16 protein-coding genes are annotated in these 19,768 nt (G+C 40.1%); 9 read left to right on the top strand and 7 right to left on the bottom strand.

Annotated features, from left to right (window positions below; all coding sequences use genetic code 11):
- Window positions 1-9: 9 nt before the first annotated feature.
- From CH365_RS17800 to CH365_RS17790, 3 genes are read right to left on the bottom strand one after another with little or no spacing between them, the layout of a single operon-like run.
- Window positions 10-1,626 (bottom strand): efflux transporter outer membrane subunit, encoded by a 1,617-nt coding sequence (locus CH365_RS17800; RefSeq protein ID WP_100769889.1) that lies wholly within the window; start codon window positions 1,624-1,626, stop codon window positions 10-12.
- The gene (locus CH365_RS17795) at window positions 1,623-2,837 is read right to left on the bottom strand and encodes an efflux RND transporter periplasmic adaptor subunit (protein ID WP_100769888.1); all 1,215 of its coding nucleotides are present in this window, start codon (window positions 2,835-2,837) and stop codon (window positions 1,623-1,625) included. The genes CH365_RS17800 and CH365_RS17795 overlap by 4 nt, the downstream gene beginning before the upstream one ends.
- The gene (locus CH365_RS17790; protein WP_100769887.1) at window positions 2,834-6,082 is read right to left on the bottom strand and encodes an efflux RND transporter permease subunit; all 3,249 of its coding nucleotides are present in this window, start codon (window positions 6,080-6,082) and stop codon (window positions 2,834-2,836) included. The genes CH365_RS17795 and CH365_RS17790 overlap by 4 nt, the downstream gene beginning before the upstream one ends.
- Window positions 6,083-6,167: 85 nt before the next feature.
- On the opposite strand from CH365_RS17790, the gene CH365_RS17785 reads away from it, so the two are divergent.
- Entirely contained in the window at window positions 6,168-7,733 is a 1,566-nt protein-coding gene (locus CH365_RS17785) for a helix-turn-helix domain-containing protein (RefSeq protein ID WP_100769970.1), read from the top strand.
- A gap of 64 nt (window positions 7,734-7,797) precedes the next feature.
- Here CH365_RS17785 and CH365_RS17780 read toward each other — a convergent pair whose 3' ends face one another.
- The 3 genes from CH365_RS17780 to CH365_RS17770 form a co-directional block, all read right to left on the bottom strand.
- Complete coding sequence (locus tag CH365_RS17780) at window positions 7,798-8,595, bottom strand: MBL fold metallo-hydrolase (protein WP_208861238.1); 798 nt, start codon at window positions 8,593-8,595, stop codon at window positions 7,798-7,800.
- 176 nt (window positions 8,596-8,771) lie between these two features.
- Entirely contained in the window at window positions 8,772-9,734 is a 963-nt protein-coding gene (locus tag CH365_RS17775) for a lipin/Ned1/Smp2 family protein (protein WP_100769886.1), read from the bottom strand.
- A 293-nt stretch (window positions 9,735-10,027) separates the two neighbouring features.
- Window positions 10,028-10,726, bottom strand: coding sequence for a lysozyme inhibitor LprI family protein (locus CH365_RS17770; protein ID WP_100769968.1), 699 nt, complete (start codon window positions 10,724-10,726; stop codon window positions 10,028-10,030).
- 124 nt (window positions 10,727-10,850) lie between these two features.
- Between CH365_RS17770 and CH365_RS17765 the strand changes: the two genes are divergently transcribed.
- From CH365_RS17765 to CH365_RS17730, 8 genes are all read left to right on the top strand, one after another.
- The gene (locus CH365_RS17765; RefSeq protein WP_100769885.1) at window positions 10,851-11,180 is read left to right on the top strand and encodes an ArsR/SmtB family transcription factor; all 330 of its coding nucleotides are present in this window, start codon (window positions 10,851-10,853) and stop codon (window positions 11,178-11,180) included.
- Window positions 11,177-11,605, top strand: a complete 429-nt coding sequence (locus CH365_RS17760; RefSeq protein WP_165782628.1) for an SRPBCC family protein — start codon at window positions 11,177-11,179, stop codon at window positions 11,603-11,605. The genes CH365_RS17765 and CH365_RS17760 overlap by 4 nt, the downstream gene beginning before the upstream one ends.
- An 8-nt stretch (window positions 11,606-11,613) precedes the next feature.
- Entirely contained in the window at window positions 11,614-12,012 is a 399-nt protein-coding gene (locus CH365_RS17755; protein ID WP_100769883.1) for a GFA family protein, read from the top strand.
- 74 nt (window positions 12,013-12,086) lie between these two features.
- A complete protein-coding gene (gene amt / locus CH365_RS17750; protein WP_100769882.1) occupies window positions 12,087-14,222 on the top strand; it encodes an ammonium transporter in 2,136 nt (711 codons plus the stop codon).
- A 68-nt stretch (window positions 14,223-14,290) separates the two neighbouring features.
- On the top strand, window positions 14,291-14,641 hold the full coding sequence (locus CH365_RS17745) for a DUF3147 family protein (RefSeq protein ID WP_100769881.1): 351 nt from the start codon (window positions 14,291-14,293) through the stop codon (window positions 14,639-14,641).
- Between the two features lie 77 nt (window positions 14,642-14,718).
- Entirely contained in the window at window positions 14,719-15,567 is an 849-nt protein-coding gene (locus CH365_RS17740) for an aminoglycoside phosphotransferase family protein (protein WP_100769880.1), read from the top strand.
- Complete coding sequence (locus CH365_RS17735; RefSeq protein ID WP_100769879.1) at window positions 15,564-17,183, top strand: glycerol-3-phosphate dehydrogenase/oxidase; 1,620 nt, start codon at window positions 15,564-15,566, stop codon at window positions 17,181-17,183. The genes CH365_RS17740 and CH365_RS17735 overlap by 4 nt, the downstream gene beginning before the upstream one ends.
- 92 nt (window positions 17,184-17,275) lie before the next feature.
- On the top strand, window positions 17,276-18,487 hold the full coding sequence (locus CH365_RS17730) for an NHL repeat-containing protein (protein WP_244283276.1): 1,212 nt from the start codon (window positions 17,276-17,278) through the stop codon (window positions 18,485-18,487).
- A gap of 63 nt (window positions 18,488-18,550) precedes the next feature.
- On the opposite strand, the gene CH365_RS17725 is transcribed toward CH365_RS17730, so the two are convergent.
- Entirely contained in the window at window positions 18,551-19,732 is a 1,182-nt protein-coding gene (locus CH365_RS17725; RefSeq protein ID WP_100769877.1) for a thiolase family protein, read from the bottom strand.
- Between the last annotated feature and the right edge of the window lie 36 nt (window positions 19,733-19,768).

Raw genomic sequence — 19,768 nt, 5'->3', positions numbered from 1 at the left:
TATTCTGGATTATTTGTCTAGAACGGGCGCCGTTAAATTCTTATGCTGAGAATTGTTTTCCTCTGCATTTACATCTATTCCACCCGCCGAATCAGGTTTTTTAGAATTAGAAAAATCAAATATATTGAAAGGTTGGATCTCGTCGTCTCCAGGCAATTGAGTATTTTTCCAGCCTCCACCTAATGCTCTGATCAATCTTACAGATGCCCTGTTTAATTCAGTCTTAACAAGGATTGCATCTATACGAGCATCCAGAGTATTTACTTGCGCGTAGATCAATTCCAAACTATTACTCAAACCACCTTTATACAGGGCCATTGTCATATTTTGTACTTGTGAAGCTGCTTCTACCGCCTGGTCCTGTCTTTGGGATTGTTGGGACATATAAGTAGTTTCTGTCAGTCCATTTTCTACTTCTCTGAATGCGTTCAGCACTGTGGAGCGATAGACATCTTCTGTTTCTCTGTAAGCCGACCATGCTTGTTGTAATTGAGCTCTACGATATCCACCTTGAAAAATGGGGAGAGAAACTGTGGAGCCATAAGACCAGAAACTATTTGCGAGTTGGACTAAGTTAACTCCTCCTTCGAATCCTCCACCAGCGCTAAATGAAATACTTGGAAAGAACGCAGCACGTGCTATACCTATATTACGATTTGCTATTGCCATTTTACGTTCCATAGAAGCGATATCCGGCCTTCGCTCTAGTAAGGTAGAAGGAAGAGTAGCTGGCACTTTAAACGTAACAACATGGACTTCTTCTACTGGAGGGATGCTGAATCCAGTAGGAGCTCTATTGAGTAAGATCGCAATAGCGTTTTCCGTTACTCTCATCTTAGATTGAATATCTAAACGTTTTGCTTGAGTACTGGATAAAAGATACTGTGCTCTCTGCACATCCAGCTCGGGTGCTATTCCACCCTTATATCTCTCGTTTACAAGATTTAAGGACTGCTCATAAAATTCTATGGATTGACGATACGTCGTATCCTGAGCATTCAAACCTCTAAAAGTAAAATAATCAACTGCAAGTTCGGCTTGCAAACTCAAACGTGCTAAAGCAAAATCAGCAGCTACAGATTGTGCATTATAAATTTGTGCTCTTGTTGAGTTTCTGATAGAAGACCAAAAGTCGGGTTCCCAAGAAGCGACACCGCCTAAAGCTGCGGTTCCTTCTTGGTCTGCTTCTCCTGCTCCTCTAAAAAGACGATTGTCCGATTGCCTATTATTAGATCCGCTAAGCCCGACACCCAGATGAGGAATTAATTGAGAACGAACCTTGAGCATTGCATCTCTTGCTTGTACGAATCTTTCTGCGGCAGCTTGCAAATCAGGATTCGCGGCGATTGCCTGTTCTTCTAATTTGTTTAATACAGGATCATTAAAAAGTTTCCACCAATCCGCTTGTATAGCTTCTCCTTCAGAAGGTTTTGCTATTACAAAAGGGCCAGATCCGCTCCAAGAATCTGGGACCACATAGTCCGGGCTAAGATATTTCGGAGCAAGATCAAACGCAGGACCATTCAAACAAGAAACCAATAAGACTGCCAATGGTAAGAGTGAGAACCAACGCCCTAAGACGATGTTTCTCCCTTTTGTTTTATATATTTTTCGAGATCGGTTCATTTGGATGCTACTGGTTCATGTTTTGAATCTTCTTTTTTCGAAGAGTTCATATCTGAATATCCGTTTCTTGGCTCAACCACTCTTACTTGGTCGCCTTCCAATAAAGAAGCAGAAGGGTTATTCACAATTCGATCATTCGTGCTAACTCCATCTCTTACTTCTATTATAGAATCTATGATCTTATTCACAGTGATCGGTTTGAAATGAACCTTATTGTCCTGCGTGACAGTTGCAACTTGAGTGCCATTTTCATCAAACACCAAGGAACTGGAAGGTATTGTTAAAAGATCTTTTTTAACAGGTGCAGTGAGGGTCACTTGTGCATAAGAGCCCGGCCATAAGGCTCTGTCCTTATTATCTATCGTAAATTCTGCAATTACAGTTCTCATATTCAAATCGAAACCCTTAGAGATGGTAAGGAAGTTCGCTATGAATTTTCGATTCGGGAATTGTTGCACTGTGAGTTCAGCAGATAATCCGGGTTTTAACAAGTAGGCGAATGTTCCCGGAACAGAAACGAATAAACGCATTTTATGAATATCCGCTACAGTAAATAAGTTAGAAGGTGTTTTGCTATCATCAACATTCCCTTCTTGGTTTACGTAGTCTCCAACGTTTATATTTCTTTGGATCACAACTCCACTAAAAGGAGCAACTATCGTTTTAAAATTGATCCTAGCCTTATATTTATCCACATTCTTCTCTGCAGATTTCAGTTTTGCTTCTTCCGAGTTTTTGTCAGCCACTGCTACAGAAATGGACTGTTCTGAAACTGCATGAGAACTTCTTAATGCTAGATATCTATCGGCAGTGACCGCTGCCAGTTTGTATTTTGCTTTTTGAGAATCCAGGTCCGCTTCTGCCTGTGCATATTCTGCATCCAATGCAGGAACTTTGATGCGAGCGAGTACGTCTCCTTCTTTTACTTCTGCTCCATAGTCTTTATACCACATCTTCACGTACCCTGGAACCTGAGCATAGATGACTGCCTCATACCATGCACGAACTGTTCCTGGAAGAGTGATCGTTTCCAATGGGTTAGGAGGTGTAGGACTTACTACGGAAACATTCGGAATGGAAGCTTCCAAGGCTTCCTTTCGGAATTCTTCTGCACTATGTATCTGTTGATAAAATATATAGCACAGAAATATAACTCCGAATGAAATTGTGGATAGTGTTACAAGTTTCTTTTTAGGTACTGTTGGAATCATTTGGAACTTTCCTTTTGAATTTTTGCACGGTTATTATAGATGATCGCATAGATACAAGGTACGAAGAATAGTGTTGCGAATGTAGCAACTGCCAATCCTCCGATCACTGCTCTACCAAGCGGGGCATTTTGAGAATTACTTATGGACATAGGCACCATTCCTATGATCATCGCTGAGGCAGTCATAAGCACAGGTCTAATCCTGGAATATCCTGCTTCGATAGCAGCTCTTACTGCGTCTCCATGAACTTCTAAACGGTCTCTTGCATAAGAAACTACTAATATTGAGTTTGCAGTCGCAGTTCCCATACACATAATCGCTCCTGTTAGTGCAGGAACTGATATATATGTTCGTGTTAGGAATAAGGACCAGGCAATCCCAGCTAAAGCGCCAGGTAGCGCAGTGATGATGATAAATGGGTCAGTCCAAGACTGGAAGTTTACCACGATCAAAAGATAAACCAGAAGAATTGCTACAAAGAGTCCGCCAATCAACTCTATATATGCGCTCCTCATTGTCTCTGCTTGGCCTAGTATCTCAATTGCGGCTCCTCTGGGAAGTTCGCTCTTCATGGAGTCCATAATCTTTTGAGCATCACTTAAAACTCCTCCTAGGTCTCTACCTTCTGCAGAAACATACACATCGATGAGAGGTAAAAGGTTTTGGTGAGTTACTAAACCTGGAGTTCCTGTTGGTGTAACGTTTGCCACGTTACCTAATAGTTGTATTCCATTTTCTGAATTATCTTGTAAGTCTCCACGATTGACTGGAACAGTGAGTAAATCTTCTGTTCTTCTCATTTGAGGCTGAGGCACATAGATATTGATCTGGTAAGATAGACCTGTTTTACGATCCATCCAATACTCTTGGTCTATCTGCTGGCTTCCCGAAGTTGCGAGTAACATATTTTCTGCAACTGATTTCATCGGAAGATCGAGGTTGATCCCTAAACTTCTATTTCCATATACAAGAAGAGTAGGTGTGCTCATTGTTTGTTGGATCACAACATCTGCCGCGCCAGGAATCGTTTTCAATTTACCCTGAAGTTTTTGAGCAAATTCAAAATTTTTCTCCAGATCCATTCCATTGATCTGGATATCGATTGGAGAAGGTGAGCCGAAGTTTAAAATTTTTGCAGTCAAGTCCGCTGGTTGGAATGTAAATACTGTTCCTGGGTAAAGTTCACTTAATCCTTTTCTAAGAGTCTGTCTATAATCCCAAACTGGAGACTCTTCATCCTTTAAAGAAATTGTTAAATCGCAATCTTGGGAACCGATCGTAGGAGTAGGTATAAATGCAAGGTTATGAGGTCCTACAGGAAGACCACAGTTGCTTAAAACACTCTCAACCTTACCAGGAAGTAATTTTTTAATATCTTCCGAAACTAAAGTGGCAATTCTTCCGGAAACTTCTATCCTGGTTCCTAAAGGTGCACGCATATGCATCTGTAAGGTTCCAGCCTTAATCTCAGGAAAAAAGTCTCTACCATTCATATAGAATAGAAGAAGGGAACCGGTTGCTATCGCTAAGAATATCTTCACAAATCTTTTACGATCTGCTATTACTTTCTGTAGAAGAATATAATAACGTTCTCTGAATTCAGTGAAGTTGTGCTCGAATCCCTTTTGAAAACGAATTAGGAAATTGATCCATTCTCCAAGGAAAGCGAAACGAGAGTTTGTTTTTTTAGGAGAAGTCGGGATTATATGATGTTTTGCCGCTGCTTTAGAATGAGATCCATGCTTATTATTCTCAGGAGAATGATGAGCAGTTAGCAAATATTTTGCCATTGTAGGAACAAGAGTCCTGGAAAGAATGAAGGAGGCGATCATTGCGAGAGCCACCGCTTCTGCCATTGGTTTGAATAACCAACCAGAAACACCGCTTAATTGAAATAGAGGGAACCAAACGATTACGATCGCAAGAGTTGCTACGAATGTTGGAATTACTATCTCGTTCGCGGCATCTATGATCGCCGTCTCTAATGGTTTACCCATCTCAATGTGAGTGTCTATATTCTCTATCATCACCGTAGCATCGTCTACGAGGATTCCCACGGCTAAGGCCAAACCTCCTAATGTCATTACATTGATAGATTCTCCTATCAAATGAAGGCCGATGATCGAACTTAAAAGAGAAAGTGGAATTGAAGTAGCGATAATCGTTGTAGCTCTCCAAGAACCTAAAAAGAGTAAAACTACAAGTCCAGTAAGACCCGCAGCTAAGATCATTTCATGCACAACGTTCTCTATGGAATCTTTAACGAAGATAGAAGCATCGTTTAGTAGCTTGATCTCTACATCATCTGGAGAAATTTCTTTGATCCTAGGCATGGTTTTACGAATTCCGTCTACCACATCCAGAGTGGATGCATCGCCACTTTTCATCACAACGATCAATACGGATTGTTTTCCATCTACGAGAACCGAGTTCAATTGAGGAGGGCCGCCTAATGCAACACTTGCAACATCTCTCATGAAGAATGTACTATTCCCAACCCTTTTGATTGGAATATTATTAAAATCTTCTACGTGTATTGGAATTGCATTGGTCATTACCATCCAGTCTGTCTTGCCGATCTTCTGGTCTCCTGCTGGCAACACTGCGCTCTGCTCATTGAACGCCTTGAATACATCCATCGGTGAAAGATTCCTGGATAAAAGTTTCTGCTTATCCAAGGAAACCAATAATTGCATGGGAGTTCCTCCATAGGGCTGAGGAATAATTGCTCCCGGGATGGTAACTAATAAGGAGCGTATCCTCATGAAAGCGAGGTTATAGAGTTCTGCTGGAGTCATCTTCTCGGATGTAACTTGCAGCATTGCAACCGGAACAGAAGATGCCTCCAGCCTCATGATCATAGGAGGAGAAATATCCGGAGGCAAGGAAGTGACTACTGTCTGCGAAATCGCAGCCACCTCCGCTTCTGCACCTGCAAGATCAGTATGAGGTTGCAATTCGATATTTATAATACTACTTCCGTAATAGGATCTGCTATTAATACTCTTGATCCCTTCTACAGTACTGGTTAATGCCCTTTCAAAAAAATAGGTAATCCTTCCTGCAACATCTTCAGGAAGCATACCTTGGTATCCCCATACTACCGAAATCACCGGAATTTTGATGTTTGGAAAAACATCCGTGGGAGCTTTAAAAATGGATTGTATCCCGAAGAACAGGATTAGAATAGCGAGGACCACGAAAGTGTAGGGTCTTTTTAGAGCTATGAGAACGATTTCATTCATTTTGTTTCCTCATATATTAGTAGCATTTAAAGTGGAGAAAATCGTCCCGGTTTATAAGTTTGGACAGGAATATTGAATGATCAATATGTCTAGAATAAAAGTATTTCTGATTTGGATCCTAATTTTAGGGATTTCTACTCAAATCTATTCCCAAGGGGATGAGAATAAAATAGGACATCTGAGAATCCTGGACTCGGACCAAACTCACTGGAAGCAGATCGATGATTTTTCAGTGGTTCTGGATTGGGGCTTTTATCCCGAACCTATCGATCTCCGTTTCCGGATTGGCAATCTACCGGAAGAGTCCAAGACCGAATTTTTGATTTTTCCTTGGAGTCATTTGGATTCCGTTCAGGTATGTGATCTTAAAAACAATTGCCTGCAGGCTGGTTTTGCGCATCCGGTCAATGAATGGCTGGTTCCAGGTATATTTCCTGTATTTCCTCTTAGAAAATTCCTGGAGAATAATTCGGAGATCAACGTAAGGATTCAGTCTAGGAATTATATCTTCTCCGAAGTCCGTCTCGTAAGTGCGGAAGAATTATATTCCATTTCAACAGTATATTCAGGGATCGTATTCTCTCTTCTCGCGCTCGTAATCGTTCAGATTGCCTATCTCATTAATTCTTATATTCGACTTCGTTCCAAATGGATCTTGTATCAGATTCTATTCTCTTTCGGGATGGGGCTCACATTTTTATTCGTTTCCGGGATAGGCTCTCGTTATGTTTTCCCCGGATTTGGGTTTCCATTATCTTTAGGGAAGAAGATACTGATCGGTTACCTGATCATTTCCGGCACTCTTTGGGTCTCACATTTTCTCAAGATTAAACAGAATTTCAAACCTGTTTGGTACTTTTATAATACAGTATCGATCATAACCGTTATAATGGTCGCCTTGAGTTTTACTAAATTCCCGAGGCAGTTCGTTTCCCGTTCTTTTACCGTTTTCTATTTGGCCGTGACTGCTACGGCGATCGTTCTTAGTTTAGTTGCAACTAAACGAAAAACAATCCAAACTCGTTGGTTTGTAGCAAGTATGTTCTCTTTACTTGTAATCGAGATATTAAATATTATTTCGTATCGAGCATTCTTTTCCTTCGATGGCAGAAGTTTCTTATTCTTTATAGCCTTCTTCGTTCCCATAAATATATTCCTAACCAGTCGGGCCGTCAGGACTAGAATCAGAGAATTGGAACATGAGATCGCTTTAAGAAGAGAAGAGCTTAGGAATTTCAAAACCGACAAAACTTCCTCCGACCTCTCAGCAAAGAAAAAATCGACTATTATAGGTATCAATGTAGAAGAAGCCCTGGCTCGGTTGAACAAACTCCTGGATGAAGATAAAATTTATTTGGAGGAAGAATTGAGAATCAGCGATCTTGCAGCAGTTTTGGGATTATCTGTACATCAGGTTTCCGAACTTTTAAACCAAGTGCTAAATATTTCTTTTCCGGATCTGCTTAAGAAGTATAGGATAGAAGAGGCAAAACGAATTATTTTAAATGATCCTTCTGCAAATATATTGGATCTTGCATTTTCGGTAGGTTTCCAATCCAAGTCATCCTTCTATGATTCTTTTAAAAAACATACTGGATTGACTCCTCAGGAATTCAAAAAATCAGCTTCACCCGACTCTTCTGAAGAATAATTCGATAGGAAGAAGTTTCGAAAAAGAAAAAACATTCTCTTTTTCGAAACTATTTATTAAGAAATTAATACCAATTGATCAATGTAACTTCTGTGGAAGGGGAGGATTCTTTTACGAGTGCTTTAAACTTTTCAGTATCGCTAAGTCCGTCTTTCCCGCGGTAATGATATGGATACACAACCTTTGGTTTAAAATCTTTTACTGCATCTGCCGCTTTTTCTACAGACATGGTGTACGGTTGATTCATACAAAGAAATGCGATGTCAATATTCTTCAAAGCTCTCATTTCTTTAATATCTTCAGTGTCACCGGAAATATAGATCGTCTTTCCGCCAAACTTGATCAAATAACCGTTTCCTCTTCCTTTTGTATGTTTATCCAAATGTTCTTTGGTAATATTATACATGGGAATCGCGGAGAAGTTAATATCACCTACGGAAGTGGATTGCCCATTCTTTAAACGAGTGATATTCACATAATCTTTTGCCTCTTTTGCAACCGCTTCCGGAGCGATGATTGGAGTTTCCTTAGTTGCAATCTCACCCAAAGTTTTTAGATCCATATGATCTGGGTGAATATCGGTAATTAGGATTAGATCCGGTTTTTTCAGATCCTTATATTTATCTCCTCCCCAAGAAGGATCTACATAGATTGTTTTTTCACCAATTGTTAAAACTAAACTTCCATGAAAGATTGGCTGGATTTGGATAGAAGTTTTGGCACTTGGGATCTCAATTTTAGGTTTTGGTTCAACAGAAGCGCAGTAGGTGAGAGAGAAGGCAAGGACGAGAGCGGTGATGGTTCTCTTACCTGGAAAAGGTTTCTGGATGGATTGCATAAGTTCTCCTAATTTTTGATCCATTCTTTTCCCAAAGGTGTGGAAATTAAATAGATCTATAAGATCCAAAATATTTCTCTTTTAACAGTTTGTAAAGATAAGTACGTTAATAGACCGAAGGTCAGTCTTAGTTTATGTTTCTCTAAATTATCTTTAGAAATGCGCTTTGATAAACGCATTTCTAATTCAAATAAAGTTTTTTAATAGCAAGAAGCTGATTGAGGAGTGCTCGCTACTACAGTATTGTAATGTAGGGAATAGTTTCCAGTAATTGACTGGGTTCCTTCTTTACCTGTATTTTCTCCTATGATCCAAGTATCCGATTTCGGAATGCCACCGGCCGCATAGGCTGCGATATCGGTAGTTGCATTTCCGTAAGCACGAATAATATCCAAGCCGACAGTATTACGCAAATAGTTAATATAATCTGTTTTGTAGGCCTGAACATTCGCGCCTAAATAATCGGAACTAGGATGGTAATGCCAAGATTTCATTCCTTTGAGTGGAAACCATTCGCGAGTATCTTTCGTGTTCCAATAAGGACGACCGGTCAGATAAATGATTTGATAACCTTTATTACGATATGCATTCACTGTCTCTGGAGCGTAATAATAAGCATCGGCAATTTTGATACCAGCATAGTCTGCTAGAGCCTCGAAATCATTTGTGGTCAGGGTTCCATCTACGTCGAATAAAACCGTTTGTCGACCAGGATCGGCCACAGTCAGATAACCGTCTGCGCTAGAAAGATCACCTTCTACCACCATACGAACTATATAGTCACCGGTTGCACGAACGCCTAGGTTTGCGGTGATCTTTCCATCACCGTTCGTAGTATAACGACCCACATAGTTCCAGCCGCTCATTGCGGTTCCGTAGATATAAACGTGGATGTATTCGCCTTCCAAATCCTTATGAAATACCGCATCGTAATCGAACTTACCAACCATAGTCGCATTTGAACCGGATTTAACGATCGTATCATATACCATGTGATAAGGCACATATAGACCGGCTAAAATAGTATTTCCGAAATTGCGGAAACTTCTTTTAGTAGGTTTTGAAAAACTAGGTGGGTTAGAAGGAGTTGTGTAGTCCGGACAATCTGCCCAAAGGCCGATCGAGAACGCGCTTAAGCTCAAGGCTAATAAAAAGAATCGCATAGGGATCTCCAAATATTTTTTTCATCTGTAAGTTCGTTCGAAAAATTTTTGTAAACGGATTACAAAAATCATCCAAACAGCGGCGAATATATTGGAGCTATATATGCAGGGCAAGAAAAATCTAAAAATAAGAGCGTGACAATACGCAGAAATACAAAATACAAATGAGTGAATGAAAGAAATGCAACTGTTATAAATAACTTATATATAATTAATATATAAGAAATATCTAAAGAATGAAGGTCGAAATTTAGTTTCAGTTAGAAATCAAACTATTTTGCGTTCTAAATTCTTTATTTGAATTCGTATCTGTAACTTCCGCCGAAATAAGCTCTTGCTCCATGGTATGCGGAACAAGAAACTTCCTCTACCTCTATCCGACTTTGAAAATACTGAAACTCCAATAAACAACAGTCCGGATCATCCGACTTGCAGCCTTCGGTAGAAGCCCAAGTCCATTTGCCTTCTTTGATAGGCGTCCAATTCCCACTTACTTCTCCAAGATGAGCTGTAGGACCTCTCACAACCTCAAAAGAAAATTGGATATTCTTACTCGATTTATCTTTGAAAATTCTTAAATTACCGCCGAAGCCATCGGTATAAGAGCCGATTCCCTCCTTAGATACAGAGCCGAATTTCCAAACATGATTTAAGTATTTTGTTCTTTCTTCGGTGGTCCCTGTTTTGCAGATAATCGTTTCGATACCGGATTCATCCGAAGAATACATTGGGCCTTCACAAATCCCGTCCCTATATCCAATCCAAAGAACTTGCAATTTTTTTAAATCTTCTTTCTCGGAATCGGATAAACCTTCTCTTATTTTTTTATAAGTCACATTCAGTTCCTTGTCTGCAACTTGGTATTCTTTAGAATAACATTTTTTCTGGTCATTTTTGTTTTTAATCCCGGAGCAAGGAGCCGCCGGTTCGGATGATTTGGGGAAGAGGGAAAATGTGACGGTGAGTAGGGATATAATCAGGCAAAAACGCATGAAAGAATTATATAAATTGCGAGTGAATGGCAATAATTTTAACCTTCGGTCTATAAAATTTTTTCTTAAAACATTCAACCAAATGGTTGACTCCTATGATGTCTTTTGATATACATTTAACCATATGGTTGAATCCAGAAAATACGATCTCAGCCTGATTTTTCAGGCATTGTCGGACCCGACCAGAAGGGCGATGTTAAGAAGTCTTTCCAAAAAGGAGAGGGTAATCACGGAGATTGCAAAACCGTTTGAAATGTCATTAGCTGCTGCTTCTAAACATATTAAGGTTTTGGAAAAGGCTAAGTTGGTGAATCGGAGAAAGGAAGGCTCTTTTTCTTATTTAAGTCTGAACGGAAAGGCAATGATGAGCGCGGATAGATGGATTCAACATTACAGGAAATTCTGGGAGGATCAATTGGATTCTCTCAAGGAATTGTTGGAGGAAATAGAATGAAAACAGCAGAATACAAGTTGCAAGTATCTAAGTTTATAAAGGCCAAAAGAGAAAAGGTCTTCGAAGCATGGATTCAGCCAGAAATTATGAAGAAATGGGGCTGTCCTAAGGAATTGAAGATCGGAGAGATCCAGATGGATTTCAGGGTTGGAGGCAAATTTAGGACCTCTATGCTTGGAAACGAAGATGTTTATATCGCTACAGGGATATATCAAGAAATCATATTAAACGAAAAACTTGTTTTTACTCATGGTTGGGAAGGGCCCCAAAGAGAGGAAACTTTGGTGACCGTAATCTTTGAAGATAAAAACGGCGGAACCGAAATAATTCTTACACACGAAAAACTTTCCAGTGAAAGTTCTATGGAAGGACATAAAGAAGGTTGGATCAGTACTTTAGAAAACCTTGAGCTTCAATTTACATAAGGATTCGTATGTCTTTAAAAAAATACTTAGGAAGTTGCCGTTGTAAGAAAGTTCGTTTCGAGGTTTGGATCGACCTAACCCAAGGAACCTTTAAATGTAACTGCACAAGTTGTATAAAAGCAAGGTTTTGGGGTGCTTCGGCTTTACCTGAAAACTTTAAATATTTGGAGGGTGAGAAAGAGATTACCGTTTATTCTACTCGGATAGACGGAATGTTCTGTAAACATTGCGGAGTAGGAATTGGCGGAGGTGGAGACATTCCGGAGGCAGGAGGAAAGTTTATCGCGATCAATCTGGGCGCCTTGGATAATTTAGACCCTAAGGAATGGGCTTCAGCTCCAGTAAGTTACTTAGATGGGTTACATGATCGCTGGGATAGAGAGCCCGAGTTTATCTCACATCTTTAAAAACTAGTATATTATGGAATTGGCAGAAATGCTTCTTGCCAATTCGCTTATCATTTTATGAAATAAGAAATTCGATGCCTAAAACGAGTTTCGACATTCTTTGGATCATTCTTTCTTCCGGATTGGTATTTTTTATGCAGGCCGGATTTTTATGTTTAGAATCCGGCCTTACTCGAACAAAAAACTCGATCAACGTAGCAATTAAGAATATTACGGATTTCGGAATTGCTACCCTCGTTTTCTACTCAATAGGATTCGGACTTATGTTCGGCACGACCTATTATGGTTGGGTCGGAAAAGATATGTTCTTTCCTGATTTTTCGAAAACAAGTCCGGAAATCTCCGTTTTCTTTTTATTTCAACTTATGTTCTGCGGAACTGCCGCCACAATCGTTTCGGGCGCCGTTGCAGAAAGAATGAAGTTTGGCGCTTATATCATAGTTACCACAATCATCTCATCTTTAATCTATCCGGTTTTTGGTCATTGGGTTTGGGGAAGGGACCTACAAGATTGGAATCAATTTACAGGTTGGCTTTCTCATCTTGGCTTTATGGATTTTGCAGGTTCAACAGCTGTGCATAGTGTAGGTGGATGGGTCGGACTTTCTGCAATGATCTTAATTGGGAACAGAACCGGAAAGTACGGCAAGGATGGATCGGTTCGAAAGATCACAGGGCATAATCTTCCGCTCGCAATGCTCGGCACTTTGATCCTTTGGTTCGGATGGATCGGATTTAATGGAGGAAGCACTCTTGCATTTACTTCCGAAGTTCCAAAGATCATCGTGAATACTATGTTTGCCGCTTCCGGAGGAATGGCTTCCAGTTTGATCTACGGTTGGATCCGTTTGAAATATGCAGAAGCTACTCTGCCTTTAAACGGAACCCTGGCGGGGCTTGTGGCAATCACCGCTCCTTGTAATGCAGTTAATTCGCTGGAATCGCTACTAATCGGACTAGTTGCAGGAATTTTAATGTTCGAAGCTGGAATCTTTTTGGACAGACTTAAACTAGATGATGCTGTCGGAGCTATTCCTGTTCATCTTGTGTCCGGGATTTGGGGAACTCTGGCGGTAGGATTTTTCGGAGATCTTTCCATTTTAGGCACAGGACTGGATAGAACGACACAGGTTCTTGTGCAGTTATTAGGAGTGGTTTCCTGTGCGGTCCTTTCTTTTGGTGTAAGTTATCCGCTTCTGTTTATTATTCATCGCTTTTATAGTCTGAGAGTTTCTCCACAAAACGAATACCAAGGTTTGAATTATACGGAGCATAGGGCAACCACTGAGTTGATAGATTTGTTCCTGGAAATGGAATATCAAAAACAAACCGGAGATTTAAGTCAGGACCTTTCGATAGAACCTTTTACGGAAGTGGGTCAGATCGCGGAAAGATATAATTTAGTGTTGGATAAGATCAGAACCAATATTAAGGAAAAAGAAACTTTAGCTGTGGAGCTGGAACATAACCTTAGTTTACTTCAGAGTGATCTATCTACTGCGAGAAAAATCCAGTCAGGTATCATCTCTCAAGAAGATAAACTCACAGGAGAATTGGAAATTACTGTGAGATATCTTCCTCTTACCGAAGTCGGGGGGGATTTTTTCGATATCATGGAACTTCGCCCTGGATTGACAAGGGTGTTTCTTGCAGATGCAACTGGGCATGGGGTCCAAGCAGCACTCTTGACTATGGCGATAAAAGCAATTTATGAATCCTTAAAACGTGGGATTTACAGCGTTACCGAAATTTTATTTCATTTAAATAATGAGTTCCTGCATACATTCAAAAACTTGAATCAATTCTTTACTTGTATTGTGGTTGACATTGACACAAATCTAAACTTGATCCGATATTCTTCTGCGGGACATGTGCCCCAGTATTTAATCGAAGGCCAAGAGGTCCATTCCTTAGAGAAAACAGGAAGGATTATGGGGGTGATCCCGAATACAAAGTATACTTCCAATGAGATGGAATTTACACAAGATTCTAAACTGATTTTATTTACGGATGGTCTTTTTGAACAGTGGAATTCTCATAAAGAAGAATTCGGAGAAGAGAGGGTGGAGGAGATTGTCGGAAACCTAAAAGGAATTCCTATGGGGGAAGGTATCGATCAAATATTAAAAAAATTAGATGAATTCTTGGCCGGATCTCCTAAGCAGGATGATATTTCCGTTTTAGGAATTAGCAGAAAGGCCAAAAAATAGAAATTCGTATTTCATTTATTCACTTGTGAAAAATCCTTACATTGCTAGTTTGATAATTCTCAAGATTTATGTTATATCTTATTCTTAAATATGCGGTTACTTCCGCATTAGTCGTTTTGATTTCGGAAATCGCTCGAAGGAATGATCGTGTGGGAGCCTTGATTGCTTCTCTTCCTTTGGTTACAATTCTAACATTACTATGGTTGCAGTTTGAAAAAACTGATCCTGAAAAAATATCAAATCATGCATATTATACTTTTTGGTTTGTGATTCCGACCTTACCTATGTTTTTGGCTTTTCCTAAACTATATTCTACGTTTGGTTTTTGGCCTGCCCTTGGATCTTGCGTTCTCCTGACTCTTTTACTTTTCCTTTCTTCTAATTACGTTCTTGAAAAATTCGGTATCAAACTTATTTAAGTTTCCTGGAATTACTTCTTGCTCATGTATATTTAAGTATAGAATCAGTTTTTTCCTAATAAATAAAGAAGAGAATCATGCCAGTTAAAAAGACAAACCGACCAAGTCCTGGAAAGTCACTCGCAATAGGTAGGTCCGCCGAAATTTCGGAATATGGACCAGACAAGATCCTAAAATTATTTCTTAAAGAGATCCCAGCCTCCGAAATAGAAACCGAATATTCTAATTCTGTAATCGTTTTTTCTGCGGGTGCCACTTCTATGAAATGTTACGAGAAGGTCAAGATCGGAGATAGACAGGGGTTGATCTTTGATAGATTGGATGGGGTTTCTCTTACAAAACTTCCAGACAAAAAACCTCTGACTTTTTTCAGTCTTTCTAAAATACTCGCGGATCTTCATTTTGGTTTGCATAAGAAACAAGCCAAAAAGTTAAAAGATATCAGATCGGAAGCGGTTAAAGTCCTTTCTAAAGAACCACTTTCTTTTTTGAGCAAAGATGAGAAGAAGATCGCAAAACAATTTATAGAAAATTTACCCGAAGGATCTTCCGTTTTACATTTGGATTTTCATCCTGAAAATGTGATCGTTACTAAGAATTCTTTTGTGATTATAGATTGGATGACAGCTTTAAAAGGTGATCCTGCAGCTGACGTTGCTTCTACTTTTTTTCTGTTCCAAGATGCTGAACTTTGGCCAGGGACTCCATTCTTAAAAGTTTTATTTTACACAGTGGTCCGAAAATTCATTTTAAAAGGTTATCTAAAAAGATATCTCTCCGTTTCCGGAATGGACTGGAAAGATATAGAAAAATGGAGACTTCCTGTATTAATTTTTCGTTTAGGACTTTGGAATATAGAAAGTGAAAGGGCAGCTCTTCAGGAAGAGATCAGAGAGATTATTTCTTCCTCAAAGGCAGGTAAATGAGTTCTCAAAAATTAGAACGATTTATCGAAAATATAGGCTATGAAGCCAACTTTGATGTATTGATCATAGGTGGTGGGATCACAGGGTCTGCCTTAGCATATGAAGTTGCGAGCAGGGGACTTTCTGTTGCTCTTGTGGAAAAGGAAGATTTTGGTGGGGCAACATCATCTGCCACAGGGAAGCTGATCCATGGTGGACTCAGATATTTAAAACGTTTTGATCTATCTTTGGTCAGAGAAGCTCTTAAAGAAAGAAGGATTTTATCTAATATCGCTCCGAATCTAGTCTATCCTTATCCGATGATCCTTCCGAATCCTGGCATCTTGGAAAGGATCGGTTTATTTGTGTATGACCTACTTTCCTTTGATCGAAATTGGACATGGGACAAATCTAAAAAGATCCCCGCGCATAAAAACCTTTCTAAAAACGAGATCCAAAGGCTCGGCCTGAAAGGAATGGACTCTGCGATCTATTTTTATGATTGTATCATGCCTAGTCCTGAAAGATTAACTCTCGCATTTCTAAAATCAGCAGCCCAAGAAGGAGCATCCGTTTCCAATTATACAAGGGCTGAGGAATTGATCTTTGACGGAAATAGAGTAACCGGGGCAATCGTCAAAGATTTCATCCATAATAAAAACGTAAAATTAAAAGCTTCTGTGGTTGTGAATGCTTCCGGACCTTGGAGTCAGGACCTTCTGAACGGAACTAAAAAGATAAAAGTTCCTGTTCCGAAAACAAGATCCGAAGGGATTTATCTCATCACAAAAAAATACTTCGATACAATGGTGCTTCACGTAGGTAAAAAAGGACATTTCAGTTTTGCTCCTTGGAGAGGGAAAAACATGATTGGGCCTACCGAAAAAGCATATTACGGTTCTGTAGAAGATTGGAAACTTTCAAAAGAAAGTATTTTGGAGTTTTTAGAATATATCAATTCTTCTGGTTTACTTCCTGAAAAATTAGAATTAAAAGATATCGAGTTTGCTTATGGTGGACTCAGGCCACTTGCAGAAACCGGGGGAGAGGACAAGGAAACTTATTCTGCTTCCAGAAAGTCGGAATTACAAGATCATTCTAAGGATGGAATAGAGGGCCTTATCAGTGCTGGTGGTGGAAAATATACTACTAGCCGTCACTTCGCAGAGAAGATATTTAAACTTATTCAAAAGAAATTGCATAAAAAAGTAGGATCGAGTGTTTCCGAGAAGAAGTTCTTAAAAGGATGCGAGATCCCAAATATCGAATCTTATTTAGAAAATGCTAAAACTTCTCATCCTAATATTTCCAAAAATACCATAGAACATTTGGTTCGTCACTATGGAACCGAATATGAATCAATTTTGGAATTAACAAATTTTTCTAAACAATTATCAGAAGTATTGAATGAAGATGGAGAAATAGCGGCTCAAGTTCTATATACAATTCGTTTCGAAATGGCAATGAACCTCCAAGATATTTTCTTGAGACGAACTGGTCTGGGAACTGTTGGACTTCCATCTGACGAGGTACTTTCTAAAGTGGCTGAGATTGCAGGCAAAGAATGGAATTGGTCTGCAGAAAGAAAATCGGAAGAGATTGAGAAACTAAAAAGAAGATTAAAACTACTCGTTTGAGGGATCCGGGTTTCGCTTACTTAGTAAATAAATTGCTTTGCAATCGAAAGCAATTCGTCTAAATTAACTATCGAATGTCCGGATCTCTTCCCTTGAATCGAAATATTAATAATTTATTATATACCTTCTGTGCGACTTTGTTTATAAGTTGCGGAGCCATTTCCACTGAAAACCCTTGTGATCCCTCAAGTGATACGTTTTTAAACACTCAACTTTTAAAATTCCTTGTAAACGATACGAGCTCAACCTGTGGGGGTGGAGCTGTAGAAAATTCCTGCAATGTTTTTAAAAATGGAGAGGCGGCAACCATAGTTCTAGGCCAAGCCGATTTTACGGACAACAGTTCTTTTGGGACAGCCCCAAATCAATTTCGAGGTGTTGCTGGAGCCGTAATGGACAGTCAAGGGGGGCTCTGGATTGCGGATGCTTATAACAGTCCTGCCGATTCTAGAATTCTGCATTTTCCTTCGCCTATACAGACGAATGCAGACGCAGACATTATACTTACTGCTAACCCACTGGAGGCAAGATTAATCGCCATGGATCTAAGCGGTGGGCTTTGGGTGGTTGCTGGAACTACTGGGACTGGTAACAAGGTTGTCCATTATGCTCCCGGAATGATTTCGGGAGATTCGCCTGATATGATGCTTGGGACCGGGGGTTCCGCTAGCGGTCCCAACCAGCTTAATAATCCATATGGAGTTGCTGTAGATCCCACCGACGGAGGGGTTTGGGTCGCGGATTATTTCAATAACAGAGTTATGCATTATCAAGCGCCTATTACTAATAGTATGCCAGCTGACAAAGCACTCGGCGTATCGGGTTTAAGTGGGGCAGGAAGCGGGCCCCCATCTAATACTACGATAAACCGTCCTACGGGGGTTGCTGTGGATCCAGCGGGAAATCTTTGGGTTGCAGAGTACGGAAATAATAGGGTTCTTCGATTTAGCCCTCCTTTTTCAACTGGAATGCAAGCAAATATGGTTCTTGGACAACCCAATTTTGGTACCTCAGGGTCAGGGTCAGGTCGTTTTGGCTTAGCTGGTCCCAATGCAGTTAGTATCGATTCCAGTGGAGCGGTTTGGGTAGCAGATACCGGTAACGGAAGGGCCGTCCGTTTTTCTCCTCCCTTTAGTAGTCTTGGGAAAGGAGCAGATGCAGTATTAGGTAAACCGGATTTTAATGCTGGCTTTAACTCAGCCGCTACTGCAGAAAATGCTGGAGGCGTTGTTTCCGTGGCAGCCGCTCCTTGCGGCCTTTGGGTAATGGATTCTAACAATAGGCGAGCCCTCTTTTTCCCTTAAAAGAGTTAGGGCGAACCCGCTTCGCAGTATTTTCGCCACTATCTCTCTTTTGTAGATCGAAAATTATTTTATAAAATTATAATTTTCTAATGCGATTGCGATTCCTTGTCCTCCTCCTATACAAAGAGAGGCAACTCCATATCTTAAATTTCTACGTTTGAGTTCGTAAGCGAGTGCCAATGTTACTCTGGTGCCGCTTGCTCCGAGTGGATGGCCTATTGCGATTGCTCCTCCGTTTACATTTGTTTTTTCCGGATCTAATCCCAATTCTCGAATCACAGCCAAGGTTTGAGAGGCGTATGCTTCGTTGATCTCGAATAGATCAATGTCCTTTAAAGTAAGCCCTGTATTTTGGAGAGCTTTTGGAACTGCAAACACTGGACCGAGCCCCATCATTTTTGGATCACAACCCATGTTCGCATAACCTAATATGGATGCCAAAGGTTTTGTTCCGTTTTCTTTTGTCCAATCTTCGGAGGCGAGTAAAACGGAGGCAGCTCCATCATTGATCCCGGAGGCATTTCCGGCTGTGACAGTTCCTTCTTTTAAAAATGCAGTCGGTAGATTTTTTAATTGGACTACACATTCTTCACCTCGGATCTGTTCGTCTCGATTTATAAGAATCGGTTTTTTCCCTCCAGACTGAATCTCTATCATTTCGTCGGAAAACTTTCCTTCTAAGCTTGCTTTCTCAGCTCTCACTTGAGAGATTCCAGCCCATTCATCCTGTTCCGATCTGGAAATTTTAAAATGTTGGGAGATGTTCTCCGCAGTCATTCCCATGGTTAGATCCACAAAACAATCCGTTAAACTTTGAGCAAGCCTGTCTTCTGCGATTGAATCTCCATACTTGTTTCCCCATCTGGCTCCTTTTAGCACGAAAGGTGCGTTGCTCATGGATTCGGTTCCACCTGCAAGAACCAATGCATTTTCTTTAGATAGAATTTTACGCGCACCTATCAGTATACTTTCTAATCCGGAACCGCAGAGTCTATTTACGGTAAGTGCGCTGGATTGATTTGAAAGTCCTGATCTAAGCCCGATATGTCTGGCAAGATAAGCGGAATCTTTATTATCTTGTATTACATTTCCATAAATCGATTCTTCTATTTTAGAAGGGTCCACTCCTGTTTTACGTATAGTTTCCTTGGCTGTAAATACCGCCAAGTCGGAGGAGCTATAATCTTTTAATCCTCCGCCGAATTTTCCAAATGGGGTTCTTGCCCCGTCCACTATAACTACCATTCTATCTCCTTATATAATGTATATACACTATATGCT

This window comes from Leptospira neocaledonica (genome assembly GCF_002812205.1).
Classification (GTDB): Bacteria; Spirochaetota; Leptospiria; order Leptospirales; family Leptospiraceae; genus Leptospira_B; species Leptospira_B neocaledonica.
Note: the sequence above shows the minus strand (reverse complement) of the source record. Positions and strands in the feature narration are given on the sequence as shown.

What these genes read in the sequence shown, in the direction of transcription:
- CH365_RS17800 (WP_100769889.1), bottom strand. Translation starts at nt 1,626, where the DNA reads ATGAACCGATCTCGAAAAATATATAAAACAAAAGGGAGAAACATCGTC.
- CH365_RS17795 (WP_100769888.1), bottom strand. Translation starts at nt 2,837, where the DNA reads ATGATTCCAACAGTACCTAAAAAGAAACTTGTAACACTATCCACAATT.
- CH365_RS17790 (WP_100769887.1), bottom strand. Translation starts at nt 6,082, where the DNA reads ATGAATGAAATCGTTCTCATAGCTCTAAAAAGACCCTACACTTTCGTG.
- CH365_RS17785 (WP_100769970.1), top strand. Translation starts at nt 6,168, where the DNA reads ATGTCTAGAATAAAAGTATTTCTGATTTGGATCCTAATTTTAGGGATT.
- CH365_RS17780 (WP_208861238.1), bottom strand. Translation starts at nt 8,595, where the DNA reads ATGGATCAAAAATTAGGAGAACTTATGCAATCCATCCAGAAACCTTTT.
- CH365_RS17775 (WP_100769886.1), bottom strand. Translation starts at nt 9,734, where the DNA reads ATGCGATTCTTTTTATTAGCCTTGAGCTTAAGCGCGTTCTCGATCGGC.
- CH365_RS17770 (WP_100769968.1), bottom strand. Translation starts at nt 10,726, where the DNA reads ATGCGTTTTTGCCTGATTATATCCCTACTCACCGTCACATTTTCCCTC.
- CH365_RS17765 (WP_100769885.1), top strand. Translation starts at nt 10,851, where the DNA reads ATGGTTGAATCCAGAAAATACGATCTCAGCCTGATTTTTCAGGCATTG.
- CH365_RS17760 (WP_165782628.1), top strand. Translation starts at nt 11,177, where the DNA reads ATGAAAACAGCAGAATACAAGTTGCAAGTATCTAAGTTTATAAAGGCC.
- CH365_RS17755 (WP_100769883.1), top strand. Translation starts at nt 11,614, where the DNA reads ATGTCTTTAAAAAAATACTTAGGAAGTTGCCGTTGTAAGAAAGTTCGT.
- amt (WP_100769882.1), top strand. Translation starts at nt 12,087, where the DNA reads ATGCCTAAAACGAGTTTCGACATTCTTTGGATCATTCTTTCTTCCGGA.
- CH365_RS17745 (WP_100769881.1), top strand. Translation starts at nt 14,291, where the DNA reads ATGTTATATCTTATTCTTAAATATGCGGTTACTTCCGCATTAGTCGTT.
- CH365_RS17740 (WP_100769880.1), top strand. Translation starts at nt 14,719, where the DNA reads ATGCCAGTTAAAAAGACAAACCGACCAAGTCCTGGAAAGTCACTCGCA.
- CH365_RS17735 (WP_100769879.1), top strand. Translation starts at nt 15,564, where the DNA reads ATGAGTTCTCAAAAATTAGAACGATTTATCGAAAATATAGGCTATGAA.
- CH365_RS17725 (WP_100769877.1), bottom strand. Translation starts at nt 19,732, where the DNA reads ATGGTAGTTATAGTGGACGGGGCAAGAACCCCATTTGGAAAATTCGGC.